Source organism: Stenotrophomonas sepilia, assembly GCF_003244875.1.
Lineage (GTDB): Bacteria > Pseudomonadota > Gammaproteobacteria > Xanthomonadales > Xanthomonadaceae > Stenotrophomonas > Stenotrophomonas sepilia.
The window spans coordinates 1-13,111 of the sequence record NZ_LXXZ01000036.1; the positions used below are offsets into that span (position 1 = coordinate 1).

Below are 13,111 nucleotides of genomic sequence, written 5' to 3' on the forward strand. Positions count from 1 at the left end.
TATGCCGCGAAGTTTCCTTCGTAGCGAGCCACCCATTATGCCAGACTTTTTCAGTCCGTCAACACCTTCGTTCGATTATTTCGTTCGACGGTGGTGGGCGCCCTGGTGTCGCTGAAGCCCCTTGGTGGCGACCCCTGCGACGGGGGAGGAGAAGTATGTCCCCATTCCCATCATTTGTGAAGGGGGTGTGGCGATTTTTTTCACCGGATGTTGCATCTGTTCATGCGCCGCGCTGCGGCAGGAACCCGTGAAGAGCAGCCGAGCGTGGGCTTGGCTCTACAAGAGCAGAAGGAAGGGCCGGCTGGCGCCGGCCCTTCCTTCTTCTCAGCCAGCAACCAGGCGCACGCGGGCGAAGGTGCGCTTGCCGACCTGCAGCAGGCCTTCGAAGCCCGGCTGCAGCACCTGCTGGCCGTCTTCAACCACTTCACCGTCCACCTTCACCGCGCGCTCCTTGAGCTTGCGGTTGGCTTCGGAGTTGCTCGGGGTCAGGCCGGCCGCCGTCAGCAACGCGGCAATACGCAGGCCTTCGGCCGGGATCGCCACATCCTGCAGCGGCAACTGGGTGATGTCGCCCTGCCCGGTCACCGCCGCTTCCCAGCCGGCAATCGCCTGCTCTGCCGCCACGGCGTCGTGGAAACGGGTCGCCAGCTCACGCGCCAGGCGCAGCTTGACCACGCGCGGGTTCAGGTCGCCATTGGTCACCTGCTCGCGCAGCTGCACGGCCTCCGCCTGGCTGATGTCGAAGGACAGCAGCTCGATCCAGCGCCACATCAGGGTGTCGTCCACCTTCATGGTCTTGGTGACGATGTCGATGGCCGGCTCGCTGATACCAATGTAGTTGCCCAGCGACTTGGACATCTTGTTGACGCCGTCCAGGCCCTCCAGCAGCGGCATGGTCAGCACCACCTGCGGCTTCTGGCCATGGTGTTCCTGCAGGCCACGGCCCATCAGCAGGTTGAACTTCTGGTCGGTACCGCCCAGCTCGACGTCGGCCTCCAGGGCCACCGAGTCGTAGCCCTGCACCAGCGGGTACAGGAACTCATGGATGGCGATGGACTGCTGGGCGGCATAGCGCTTGGCGAAGTCGTCGCGCTCGAGCATGCGTGCCACGGTGTGCTGCCCGGCCAGGCGGATCATGTCGGCCGCGCCCATCTTGCCGAACCACTCCGAGTTGAAGCGGACTTCGGTACGGCTGCGGTCCAGCACCTTGAACACCTGTTCCTCATAGGTACGGGCGTTGGCCAGCACGTCATCGCGGCTGAGCGGCTTGCGGGTGAGGCTCTTGCCCGAGGGATCGCCGATCATGCCGGTGAAGTCGCCGATCAGGAAAATGACCTGGTGGCCAAGGTCCTGGAACTGGCGCATCTTGTTCAGCAGCACTGTGTGGCCCAGGTGCAGGTCGGGCGCAGTGGGGTCGAAGCCGGCCTTGATCCGCAGCGGGCGGCCTTCCTGCAGGCGCGCGCGCAGATCCTCGAGCTTGAGGATCTCGTCGGCACCGCGGCCGATCAGGGCAAGGGCTTCTTCAATCGAGGACACGTGACTACTCCCGGCAACGCCGATTCTTGTGTGGGGTGTTAAAGCAAAGTTAACCCGATTGGCTTCACAAAAGCCAATGGGCACAAGGGTTTGACGCGGTTTTCTCAGGTGTCTATGGTAACCGCCGATCAGGCCCGCGCTCCCGGGCCGCCAGGAAAAGACCGCCGATGCACAATTCCGAACAAGGGCGCGCACGCAAGCAGCGCTTCCAGGAACGCCTTCACGTCCTGCACGACAACGCCCTGCATCGGAAGCTCAGGCAACACCTTCCCGCCGCCTTCAATGAGCGCTGGACCCGCCGCCATTGGATGCACGCCAGCCTGTTTGCGACCATCGGCGCCCTGGTGGCGACGATCGTCCCCGGTTTCTCGCACACCATTGATGCGCCTTACGCGGACAGCCACACCAGCCTGGCGCTGCCGCTGCCGCCGTTGACCATGGCCCGCCAGCAGCAGGTGCCGGGCGACAGCTGGCAGGTGCTGCGCATCCAGCGCGGCCAGACCCTGAGCGACCTGTTCGACAAAGCCGGCATTCCGGCCAGCACCCTGCACCGGGTGCTGGAGCACCCCGGTGCGCGCGAGGCGCTGACCAAGCTGCGCCCGGGCGCCGAGATCGCCTTCGACATGCCGCTGTCCGGCGACCTGCGCAGCATCCGCTTCGATCGCGACGCCGACAACCGGGTGGAACTGAGCCTGGCCGGCGATGACATCAAGGAGCAGGTGACGCGGCGCGAGACCTCCACGCGTACCGTGGTCACCAGCGGCGAGATCACCAGTTCGCTGTATGCCGCGGCCCGCCGGGCCGGGCTGTCGCCGTCGGCGATCGCGACGATGACCGACGACATCTTCAAGTACGACATCGACTTCTCCAAGGACCTGCAGCCGGGCGACCGCTTCAGCGTGGTGATGGACGAGACCTGGCGCGAAGGCGAGAAGGTGGACACCAGCAAGATCCTGGCGGCGACCTTCACCACCGGGGGCAAGACCTATTCCGGCTTCCGCTTCGACCGCAACGGCAAGTCCGAGTACTACGACATCAACGGCCGTTCGTTGAAGAAGAGCTTCATCCGCATGCCGATCCCGTTCGCGCGGCTGAGCTCGACCTTCGGCGCACGCAAGCACCCGGTGCTGGGCAAGATGCGCATGCACAAGGGCGTGGACTACGCCGCGCGCACCGGCACCCCGATCATGGCCGCCGGCGACGCCCGCGTGCAGTTCGCCGGCGTGCAGCGCGGCTACGGCAATGTGGTGATCCTCGACCACGGTCGCGGCCACACCACCCTGTACGGCCACATGTCGCGCTTTGCGAACATCAAGACCGGCCAGCGCGTGGCCCAGGGCACGGTGATCGGCTACGTCGGCTCGACCGGCCTGGCCACCGGCCCGCACCTGCACTACGAATTCCGCGTCAACGGCGAGCACCGCAACCCGCTGACCGTGACCATGCCGCCGCCGGAGCCGCTGAAGGGCGCCGAGCTGGTCGCCTTCCGCGCACAGACCGCGCCGGCGATGGCCCGCATCCAGGGCATGGAGAAGCTGATCTACGCCGATGCCAGCCCGGCACCGACCAGCCGCGACGAGGCCGCCACCGAGGTGGCCAGCGCCAAGGACAAGCAGGCAACCGGCCGCAAGCGCGGCTGAGCCCCTTCGTTGACGAAGAAGGACGCGGCAGCACAAGCTTGCCGCGTCCTTTTTTTATGCCTGCCATGAACACACCTGCCGACGCTGACGCCCCCCTGTACCTTGGCCTGATGTCGGGCACCAGCGCCGACGGCATCGATGCCGCGCTGGTGCAGTTTCCCGCGGGCGGTGGCTGCCGCTTCGTGCACGGCCTGACCGCCCGCTGGGAACCGGTGCTGCGCGCGCGGCTGGTGGCGCTGGGCGAAGGTGGCCCGTTGGATTCGCTGGAGGAGCTGGGCGAACTGGACGCGCGGATTGCGATCAACTTCGCCGAGGCTGCCAACCAGCTGCTGGCCGAAGCCGGCGTGGATCGCAGCCAGGTGCGCGCGATCGGCTCGCACGGCCAGACCGTGCGCCACCGCCCGCTGGCCGATCCGGCGTTCACCGTGCAGCTGGGCGACGGCAACCGCATCGCCGAGCTGACCGGAATCACCACGGTGTCCGACTTCCGTCGCCGCGACGTGGCGGCCGGGGGACATGGCGCGCCGCTGATGCCGGCCTTCCACCTCGGCATGCTGGGCGCCGCCGACGAGGACCGTGCCGTGCTCAACCTGGGCGGTATCGCCAACCTGACCCTGATCCCGCGCGAAGGCGCGGTGCGCGGCTTCGATACCGGCCCGGCCAACGCGCTGATGGATGCCTGGTGCCAGCGCCACACCGGCCGTACCTTCGATGCCGATGGCGCGTATGCCGCCAGTGGCGCGGTGGACGAGGGCCTGCTGGCCGGCTGGCGTTCGGACCCGTGGTTCGCGCTGCCGCCGCCGAAGAGCACCGGGCGCGAGCAGTTCCACCTGGCCTGGGCCGAGGCGCACATGGGGGAAGGCGAATATGCCGCTGCCGATGTGCAGGCCACCCTGCTGGAGCTGACCGCGACGACCGTGACCGACGCGCTGCTGGCGCAGCAGCCGCAGACCCGGCGCCTGCTGGTCTGTGGCGGCGGCGTGCGCAACCGGCAGCTGATGAAGCGGCTGGCGGCGCGGCTGCCGGAGGTGCAGGTGGAGTCCAGCGCGCTGCACGGGCTGGACCCGGAGTACGTGGAGGCGATGGGCTTTGCCTGGCTGGCGCAGCGGACGATGGACGGGCTGGCCGGCAACCTGCCGAGCGTGACCGGGGCGACGGGGCCGCGGATCCTGGGGGCAATCCACCTGGCGTGAGGTGGCGCCATCCACGCAGGGCGTGGATTCACCGGGCAGCCGAGCGTGGGCTCGGCTCTACCTCTACAAAGCCGCTAATCGAAGCCCTGCCCTGCGGGCAAGGCCTGCAAGGCGGCGATCGCATCGGAGAGGGCGTCCACTTCGGGATCGCCGAAACCGGAGCGGACCTCCAGTTCACTGCTGAACAGGCCCTGCTCCAACAAGGCGGCGCAGGTCTGTTCATGGGTCCAGCCGCGGGCGACCGCGACACGTCTGATACGTTCCAGCAGCAGCGGGTCCAGGTCCCGCAGCACAACGTCGGCCATGCTCACTTCCCCGTTCGCAAGGCACCGCCCCCTCGGCGCGTCGGGGGCGATGATCCCGCAGTCCGGGCGGGCAGGCAATCAGGCGACCGGTGGCGGCCCGCGGTCGGCGATCCGCGGCCACAGCCAGGCCAGCAGCAGCAGGGTCGGCACCACAGTGACCGAGCTGAGGATGAAGAACGTGCTGTAGGACGTCGCCTCAACGATGTATCCGGAGACACCGCCGATGAACTTGCCCGGCAGGTTGGCCAGCGATACCAGCAATGCGTACTGCGTGGCGGTGAAGTTGCGGTCGGTCAGCGACGACATGAAGGCCACCAGCACGGTGCCGGCGAACCCCTGGAACAGGTTGTCGGCACTGAGCGCGGCATAGAACGCCCACAGCTTGCCTGGGTTGTGCGCCATCAGCAGGAAGGCGAGGTTGGACATCGCCACGCCCAGTGCGGCCACCAGCAGCATGCGCCGGAAGCCGAATGCGGCCACCGCAATACCCCCCAGGAACGCACCGCCGATCCCCATCCATACGCCGAACAGCTTGGACACGGTGGCGATGTCGGCCTTGTCGAACCCCGAATCGAGATAGAACGGCCCGGCCATCACGCCGATCACCTGATCGGGGAACTTGAACAGGCCGACGAAGGCCAGCAGCACCAATGCCAACGCCACGCCATTACGGCTGAAGAAGCTGGAGATGGGCTGGACGAAGGCTTCGGCGATATCGATGCGACGCTGCACCGCCGTGGCCGGGCGCTCCGGCTCGGCGCACAGCAGGGTAGTGACGATCGGCAGCAGCATCAGCGCGGCCATCGCCAGGTAGGCGACGATCCAGCCTTCGAACTGCGCCAGGTACAGCGCGCCGGCGCCGGCCAGGATCAGGCCGATCCGGTAGCCCAGCGTATAGGTGGCCGCCAGCGCGGCCTGCGCGGTCTGCGGAGCGATCTCGATACGGTAGGCATCGACCGCCGAGTCCTGGGTGGCGCCAGCGAACGACGCCACCAGCACCCACATCACCAGTGGCCAGACGCCCTCTTCCGGCCGCACGAAGGCCAGTGCGACCAGGCCGACCAGCACCAGCACCTGCGATACCAGCAGCCACGAACGGCGGCGGCCGAGCGCGCCCAGCAGCGGAAATGCATAGCGGTCCAGCAGCGGCGCCCACAGGAACTTGAGCAGGTAGAAGAAGCTGGCCAGGCTGATCAGGCCGATGCTGCCCAGGTCCAGGCCGACGTCGCGCAGGCGCGTGGACAGCGTCTGCGAAGCGATCAGCAGGAACGGCAGGCCACTGCCGAAGCCAAGCATGGCCATGGTCAGCGCCGACGGGGTACCGAAGGCGCGCTTGATGCCTGCCCAGCCCTTGTAGCTGACCGGTGTGGCGGCCTCGGTCACAGGTCGTAGTCCACGGTGAACGGGGCGTGGTCGGAGAAGCGCTCGTCGCGGTAGATCGAACAGCTACGCAGTTTGTCGCGCAGGCCCGGCGTGATGAACTGGTAGTCGATGCGCCAACCGACGTTGTTGGCGCGGGCGGCGCCGCGGTTGCTCCACCAGGTGTAGTCCTCGCCGGTGGGATTGAGCAGGCGGTAGGCATCGGCCCAACCGCGGCCGGCGGCGACATCGGTGGCCTGGCCGTGGTCGGCGCAGAGGGCGTTGAGCCAGTCGCGTTCCTCCGGCAGGCAGCCGGAATTCTTCTGGTTGGACTTCCAGTTCTTGATGTCCAGCGCCGAACGCACGATGTTCCAGTCGCCGCACAGCACGTAGTCGCGGCCGCTGCGCGCCCACTCCTCCAGGATCGGGCGCAGCCATTCCATCACTTCGAACTTGAAGCCCTGGCGCAGGTCACCCGAGCTGCCGGAGGGAATATAGAAGGAGACCACGCTGAGGTTGCCGTAGCGCGCCTCGATGTAGCGGCCTTCGTCGTCGAACGGGGCCCAGCCCAGCGAGGTGATGACCTGGTCCGGCTCGCGCTTGCTGTAGATCGCCACGCCGCTGTAGCCCTTCTTGGTGATGGCGTCGCGGTAGAAGCAGTGATGGCCATCCGGACGGAACATCGGGTCGGTCAGCTGGTCTTCCTGGGCCTTGGTTTCCTGGATGCACAGGACGTCGGCGTCCTGGGCCCGGAACCAGTCCAGGAAGCCCTTGGTCGCGGCGGAACGGATGCCATTGGCGTTGAAACTGATGATGCGCATGCGGGGACCTGCGGCGGGAAACCGGGCAAGCATACCGGTTGCCCGTGGGGCTGCGCAGTCCGCCAGGCAACGCCGCGACAGGCTTCACGCGGGGCCGGACGAGCGCGAAACGCCCAGCTGGATTAGGATTTGTGCTCCAAATGAAGATGAATCGAGTTTTGATGAGCGACCACCGCCACCGTTTCCTGCAGCTGGCCCTGACCGCCGACGCCCTGCGCTTCGGCCAGTTCACCCTCAAGTCCGGCCGGCTGAGCCCCTATTTCTTCAACGCCGGCCGTTTCGACTCCGGTTCGCTGCTGTCCCAGCTCGGCGCCTGCTATGCCGATGCCATCGATGCCAGCGGGATCAAGTACGACGTGGTGTTCGGCCCGGCCTACAAGGGCATCCCGCTGGCCACCGCGATGGCCTGCGAGCTGGCCCAGCGCGGCCGCGACCTGCCGCTGTCATTCAACCGCAAGGAAGCCAAGGACCACGGCGAAGGTGGCCAGCTGATCGGCGCTGACATGAATGGCAAGCGCGTGCTGATCGTCGACGACGTGATCACCGCCGGTACCGCGATCCGCGAAGCGCTGGGCATCATCCGCGCTGCCGGCGGCACCCCAGCCGGCATCGTGGTAGCCCTGGACCGCCAGGAGATCGCCTCGGAAACCGACCGCCGCTCGGCGGCGCAGTCGGTGGCCGAAGAGGCCGGGATTCCGGTGATCGCCGTGGCGTCGCTGGCCGATCTGCTTGATTTCGCCTCCGGCAACCCGGAACTTGTGGGTTACCGCCAGCCGCTGGAAGCCTACCGGGCCCAGTACGGCGTCCGTTCGATCCGCTGACCGACCCAGGGGAAAGGTCATGTCCCGAGTTCCTGCCGTTCTCTTTGCCGGCCTGCTGCTGGCCGTGCCGTCCACCGTGCCGGCGCAGTCGCGCGACGGCGGCAAGGTGGAGAAGAAGCTGTATTGCTGGAACGAGGGCAAGGAGCGGATCTGCAGCGATTCGCTGCCAACCGATGCGGTCAATCACGCCCGCGAGGAGTTCAACGCGAAGAGCGGCCTGCGCAATGCGCAGGTCCAGCGCGCGTTGACCGACGAGGAGCGTGCCGCCGCCAGCACGGCGGCGCAGCAGCAGCAGCTGGACCTGATGGCCGAGCAGACCCGCCAGCGCACCGAACAGGCGATGCTGACCACCTATGGCAGCGAGGACGACCTGCGCCGGGTGTTCGCCGAGCGCCAGGAAGTGCTGGACAACAACCTGAAGACGGCCGAGTACAACGTCACCAGCCTGCGCGAGTCGCTGGTGGCGCTGCTGTCGGCCGCCGGTGACCGAGAACTGGCCGGCGGCAAGGTGGCCGACAAGCAGGCCGAGGCGATCCGTCAGCGGCACGTGCAGTTGCAGGCGCAGCAGCGCCTGCAGGCCGGGTTCCTGCAGCAGCAGCAGGCGCTGAAGGCGGAAATTGAAAGCACCCTGCAGCGTTATCGCGAGCTGAAGGGCGTGGCGCCAGCGAGCCAGGCGCCGTGATTCGCTTGTATAGTCGAGCCCATGCTCGGCTCCGCGTGGCCTTGGGAAAGAGCAGCCCAGCATGGGCCCGGCTGTGCAGTAGGCGGCGCCTGGTTACGGCTTGGCCCACGGAATTTATGCACTCTTTACGCGTCGGCACGGTCCGGCGCGTAGTGCGTTTATGGGCGGCAGGACGACGATGACGGCCTGAGGTGGAGGGGTTCCACCAGGACGCTATTGCAATGTCCCCCTGGCTGTCGTTGTTGTGTGGCGTGCTGGTGCTGGTCGCCGCCGCCTATCTCCTTTATGTCGTGCTGCGGCCCGAGTCGTTCTGAGCGGAGCCTGCCATGACCGAGATGCTTGTGATTATTGCCGCCAGCCTGTTGCTGGCGTGGCCGCTGGGCCTGTACCTGGCGCGGGTGATGCGCGGCACGCCGATGAGGGCCGACGTGCTGTTCAACTGGATCGAGAAGCCGCTGTACAAGGTGTTCGGCGTCGATCCCTCGCGCGCGATGTCCTGGCGCGGCTACGTGCTGGCCTTCGTGCTGAGCAACGTGGTGGTCGCCGTACTGACCCAGGCGGTGTTCATGACCCAGGCCTGGTTGCCGTTGAACCCGGACCAGATCCCGAACATGCGCTGGGACACCGCGCTGCACACGATGATCTCGTTCCTGACCAACACCAACCAGCAGCACTATTCGGGCCAGGCGCAGCTGTCCTACCTCTCGCAGATGACCGGCATCACCGGCCTGCAGGTGGTGACACCGATGATGGGCCTGGCGCTGGCGGTGGCCACGCTGCGCGCGTTGTTCTCGCGTGCGCCGCAGGCTGCGGCGGCCACCAGTACCGGCGATGACCGCCAGGTGGCGGTGGGCAACTACTACGTGGACGTGGTGCGCCTGTGCGTGCGCTTCCTGTTGCCGCTGTGCCTGGTGTGGACCCTGCTGCTGACCAGCCAGGGCGTGCCGTCGACGATGGCCGGTGGCCCGCAGGCCACGCCGATCGATGCCAGCGCCGGCATGGCCGGACAGAAGCTGCCGCTGGGCCCGGTGGCGGCGATGGTCGCGGCCAAGCAGCTGGGCGCCAACGGTGGCGGCTGGTACGGCCCGAACAGCAGCTTCCCGCTGGAAAACCCGACCCCGCTGTCGAACGCGCTGGAAATCGTCGGCATCCTGCTGGTGCCGATGGCGGTGATCTTCATGATCGGTGCATTCACCGGCCGGCGCCGGTTCGGCGCCCTGGTGTTCAGCTGCATGCTGGGCATGTCGCTGCTGTCCACCGGCGCGATGGTGTGGAGCGAAGGGCACAGTGCCAGCGCCGCCACGCCGCTGCTGATGGAAGGCAAGGAGGTGCGCTTCGGCGCCGACGGCACGGCGCTGTGGGCGGCGGTGACCACCCAGGTCTCCAACGGGTCGGTCAACGGCATGCATGACTCGCTGGCGCCGCTGAGTGGCGGCATCGCGATGGTCAACATGCTGGTCAGCGCGATCTGGGGCGGCATCGGCTGTGGCCTGCAGCAGTTCATCGTGTACCTGCTGCTGGGCGTGTTCCTGGCCGGGTTGATGACTGGACGTACGCCGGAACTGTTCGGCCGCAAGCTGGAGACGCCACAGGTACGCCTGCTGGCCCTGCTGGTGCTGCTGCAGCCGATCACCCTGCTGGTGTTCACCGCGATCACCCTGGCCGTGCCCGGGCTGGCCGCTACCTCCAACCCGGGCTTCCATGGCATCAGCCAGGTGTTCTACGAGTACGTCTCGGCCTACGCCAACAACGGCTCGGGCTTCGAGGGGCTGGGCGACGCCACGCTGTGGTGGAACCTGAGCTGCTCGCTGGTGCTGCTGCTGGGCCGCTTCCCGCTGCTGATCATCCCGCTGGTGGTGGCCGCGCAGCTGGCCGCCAAGCGCCAGGCGCCGGAGTCTGCCGGCAGCCTGCAGATCGAAACCCCGACCTTCGCCCTGACCCTGGTCTCGGTGATCGTCATCCTGACCGTGCTGCAGTTCATGCCGGCGCTGGTACTCGGCCCGATCGCCGACCACCTCAGCCTGGGACTGCACTAAGGACACCCCGATGAGTACCCACGCAAGTTCCACCCGTAGTTCCCTTGCCCCGCGCCCTGCGCTGCTTGATGGCGCCGGCCTGCGCCGTGCGCTGGTCGAAGCAGTACGCAAGCTCTCGCCGATGCACCTGGTGCGCAGCCCGGTGATGGCGGTGGTGATGGCCGGCACGATCGTCGCCGCCATCGTCACACTGACCGGCAATGCGCCGCTGGGCTTCGGCCTGGCGGTGACCGCGATCCTGCTGGTGACCGTGTTGTTCGGCAATTTCGCCGAAGCAGTGGCCGAGGCGCGTGGCCGTGGCCAGGCCGCATCGCTGCGCCGCGCTCGCCAGGATCTGGTGGCGCGCCGTCTGGCCGCGCCGCAGCCGGGGGCTGCGGAAACCCAGGTACCTGCCGCCGAGCTGCGCCCGGGCGACCATGTGATCGTCAGTGCCGGTGAGCTGGTGCCGGCCGATGGCGAGATCGTGCAGGGCCTGGCCACCATCAACGAGGCGGCGGTGACCGGCGAATCCGCCCCGGTGCTGCGCGAGGCCGGTACCGACCGTTCCGGCGTGATCGGCGGCACCAAAGTACTGTCCGACCAGATCATCGTGCGGGTGACCGCCGAGCCGGGGCACAGCTTCCTGGACCGGATGATCGCGCTGGTGGAAGGTGCCAACCGTCAGAAGACGCCGAACGAGATCGCGCTGACCCTGTTGCTCGCAGCGATGACGCTGACCTTCCTGGTGGTGGTGGCGACGCTGCCGGCGATCGGTGCGGCGGTAGGCGTGCAGGTCGATCCGCTGCTGCTGATCGCGCTGCTGGTATGCCTGATCCCGACCACCATCGGCGGGCTGCTGCCGGCCATCGGCATCGCCGGCATGAACCGTGCGCTGGCTGCCAACGTGCTGGCCAAGTCGGGCAAGGCGGTGGAAGTGGCCGGCGACGTCGACGTGCTGCTGCTGGACAAGACCGGCACCATCACCTACGGCGACCGCCAGGCCAGCCACTTCCATCCGTTGGCCGGCATCGACGCCAGCCAGCTGCGTGAAGCGGCGCTGCTGTCCTCGCTGGCCGACCCGACCCCGGAAGGCAAGTCGATCGTACGCCTGGCGCGCGAGCAGGGTTGCGCCACCGCCGAGCCGGACCATGCCGAGTACCTGGCGTTCAGTGCACAGACCCGCATGTCCGGCGTGGACCTGGAACATGGCCGGCAGATCCGCAAGGGTGCCGCCGATGCGATCCGCGCCCACGTACAGGCGCTGGGCGGCAACGTGCCGGCGGAACTGGCCGGTCGCGTCGAGCAGGTGGCGCGCAATGGCGCCACCCCGCTGGTGGTGGCCGAGGGTCGCCACGTGCTGGGCGTGATCGAACTGTCGGACGTGGTCAAGCACGGCATGCGCGAGAAGTTCGCGCAGCTGCGCGCGATGGGCATCCGCACGGTGATGATCACCGGCGACAACCCGCTGACCGCCGCTGCCATCGCTGCCGAAGCCGGCGTCGATGACTACATCGCCGAGGCCCGCCCGGAGGACAAACTGGCGCGCATCCGCCAGGAGCAGGCCGGCGGCCGGCTGGTGGCGATGGTGGGCGATGGCACCAACGACGCTCCCGCGCTGGCCCAGGCGGACATCGGCCTGGCGATGAACTCCGGCACGCAGGCGGCGAAGGAGGCCGGCAACATGGTCGACCTCGATTCGGACCCGGCCAAGCTGCTGGCGGTGGTGGAGGTGGGCAAGCAGCAGCTGATCACCCGTGGCGCGCTGACCACCTTCTCGCTGGCCAACGACGTCTCCAAGTACTTCGCGATCCTGCCGGCGCTGTTTGCCGCTGCGGTTCCGGCCATGGCTGCACTGAACGTGATGCAGCTGTCGAGCCCGCGCAATGCGGTGCTGGCAGCGCTGATCTTCAACGCCCTGGTGATTCCCGCCCTGATTCCGCTCGCCCTGCGTGGCGTGCGCTTCCGCCCGGCCACCGCAACGGCGCTGCTGCGCCGGAACATGCTGGTGTACGGCCTCGGCGGCGTGCTGCTGCCGTTCGCGGCGATCAAGGCGATCGACCTCCTTCTTGTCCTGGTATTCGGCGCATGAACCGTACTGTTTCCACTTCGTCTTCCCTTCCCCGCGGACAGAAAGCCGAGGCCCGCGTGGCGAGCCTGCAGGATGGCGCAAGCTGGCGCCCGGCGATCGGCCTGGGCCTGGCTACCCTGCTGCTGGCCGGCGCGGTCTACGCCGGCATCGCCACCGGCTTCGCCGGCCTGGCCTACCCGACCCAGGCCGAGGGCAGCCTGCTGCGCGACGGCAACGGCCAGGTGCGCGGCTCGGCGTGGCTGGCGCAGCCGTTCACCGGTGATGGCTACTTCCAGGCGCGTCCGTCGGCGGCCAACTACGACCCGATGGCCGCGGCCGGTTCCAACATGGCGCGCAGCAATCCCGCGCTGGCCGAGCGCGTCGCTGCCAGCACCGCTGCGGTGGCTGCACGGGAAGGTGTCGCGCCAGCGCAGGTTCCGGCCGATCTGGTAACCCAGTCCGGCGGCGGTCTCGATCCGCAGTTGTCGCCGGCCGCCGCACAGCTGCAGGTGGCGCGCGTAGCGCGTGCCCGTGGCCTGCCAGTGGAGCGCGTGCAGGCACTGGTGCAGGCCCATACCGAAGGGCGCCAGTGGGGCCTGTTCGGCCAGCCACGGGTGAACGTGGTGACGCTGAACTTCGCGCTGGACCATGCAGCCAAGACGCCGTGATGC

The 13,111-nt window shown here is 67.8% G+C and carries 12 protein-coding genes; 8 read left to right on the forward strand and 4 right to left on the reverse strand.

What is annotated here, in order from left to right:
• Positions 1-324 precede the first annotated feature (324 nt).
• Positions 325-1,536 (reverse strand): tyrosine--tRNA ligase, encoded by a 1,212-nt coding sequence (tyrS, locus tag A7X97_RS06145; protein ID WP_088497597.1) that lies wholly within the window; start codon positions 1,534-1,536, stop codon positions 325-327.
• 167 nt (positions 1,537-1,703) lie between these two features.
• Here tyrS and A7X97_RS06150 point away from each other — a divergent pair, with 167 nt between their 5' ends.
• Both A7X97_RS06150 and A7X97_RS06155 read left to right on the forward strand, forming a co-directional pair.
• Positions 1,704-3,176, forward strand: a complete 1,473-nt coding sequence (locus tag A7X97_RS06150; protein ID WP_088497598.1) for a M23 family metallopeptidase — start codon at positions 1,704-1,706, stop codon at positions 3,174-3,176.
• Positions 3,177-3,241: 65 nt separating this feature from the next.
• The gene (locus tag A7X97_RS06155) at positions 3,242-4,369 is read left to right on the forward strand and encodes an anhydro-N-acetylmuramic acid kinase (RefSeq protein WP_088497599.1); all 1,128 of its coding nucleotides are present in this window, start codon (positions 3,242-3,244) and stop codon (positions 4,367-4,369) included.
• Positions 4,370-4,443: 74 nt separating this feature from the next.
• On the opposite strand, the gene A7X97_RS06160 is transcribed toward A7X97_RS06155, so the two are convergent.
• The 3 genes from A7X97_RS06160 to A7X97_RS06170 all read right to left on the reverse strand — a co-directional run bounded on the left by A7X97_RS06160 (position 4,444) and on the right by A7X97_RS06170 (position 6,854).
• Positions 4,444-4,674 carry a hypothetical protein gene (locus tag A7X97_RS06160; RefSeq protein ID WP_005420465.1) on the reverse strand — a complete coding sequence of 77 codons (231 nt, stop codon included), beginning with the start codon at positions 4,672-4,674 and terminating at the stop codon, positions 4,444-4,446.
• A gap of 78 nt (positions 4,675-4,752) precedes the next feature.
• A complete protein-coding gene (locus A7X97_RS06165; RefSeq protein WP_049413991.1) occupies positions 4,753-6,057 on the reverse strand; it encodes an AmpG family muropeptide MFS transporter in 1,305 nt (434 codons plus the stop codon).
• Positions 6,054-6,854: an exodeoxyribonuclease III gene (locus tag A7X97_RS06170; RefSeq protein WP_005420469.1), complete on the reverse strand. Its 801-nt coding sequence runs from the start codon at positions 6,852-6,854 to the stop codon at positions 6,054-6,056. Before A7X97_RS06170 ends, A7X97_RS06165 begins: the two co-directional genes overlap by 4 nt.
• A gap of 161 nt (positions 6,855-7,015) precedes the next feature.
• Here A7X97_RS06170 and pyrE point away from each other — a divergent pair, with 161 nt between their 5' ends.
• From pyrE to kdpC, 6 genes are all read left to right on the forward strand, one after another.
• A complete protein-coding gene (gene pyrE / locus A7X97_RS06175) occupies positions 7,016-7,675 on the forward strand; it encodes an orotate phosphoribosyltransferase (RefSeq protein ID WP_005420471.1) in 660 nt (219 codons plus the stop codon).
• 19 nt (positions 7,676-7,694) lie between these two features.
• Complete coding sequence (locus A7X97_RS06180; protein WP_088497600.1) at positions 7,695-8,357, forward strand: hypothetical protein; 663 nt, start codon at positions 7,695-7,697, stop codon at positions 8,355-8,357.
• 221 nt (positions 8,358-8,578) lie between these two features.
• On the forward strand, positions 8,579-8,671 hold the full coding sequence (locus A7X97_RS06185) for a potassium-transporting ATPase subunit F (RefSeq protein WP_005407770.1): 93 nt from the start codon (positions 8,579-8,581) through the stop codon (positions 8,669-8,671).
• A 12-nt stretch (positions 8,672-8,683) separates the two neighbouring features.
• Complete coding sequence (gene kdpA, locus A7X97_RS06190; protein WP_088497601.1) at positions 8,684-10,393, forward strand: potassium-transporting ATPase subunit KdpA; 1,710 nt, start codon at positions 8,684-8,686, stop codon at positions 10,391-10,393.
• A gap of 10 nt (positions 10,394-10,403) precedes the next feature.
• Entirely contained in the window at positions 10,404-12,461 is a 2,058-nt protein-coding gene (gene kdpB / locus A7X97_RS06195) for a potassium-transporting ATPase subunit KdpB (protein ID WP_088497602.1), read from the forward strand.
• Complete coding sequence (gene kdpC, locus A7X97_RS06200; protein ID WP_111007692.1) at positions 12,458-13,108, forward strand: potassium-transporting ATPase subunit KdpC; 651 nt, start codon at positions 12,458-12,460, stop codon at positions 13,106-13,108. Before kdpB ends, kdpC begins: the two co-directional genes overlap by 4 nt.
• The last annotated feature ends 3 nt before the right edge of the window (positions 13,109-13,111 follow it).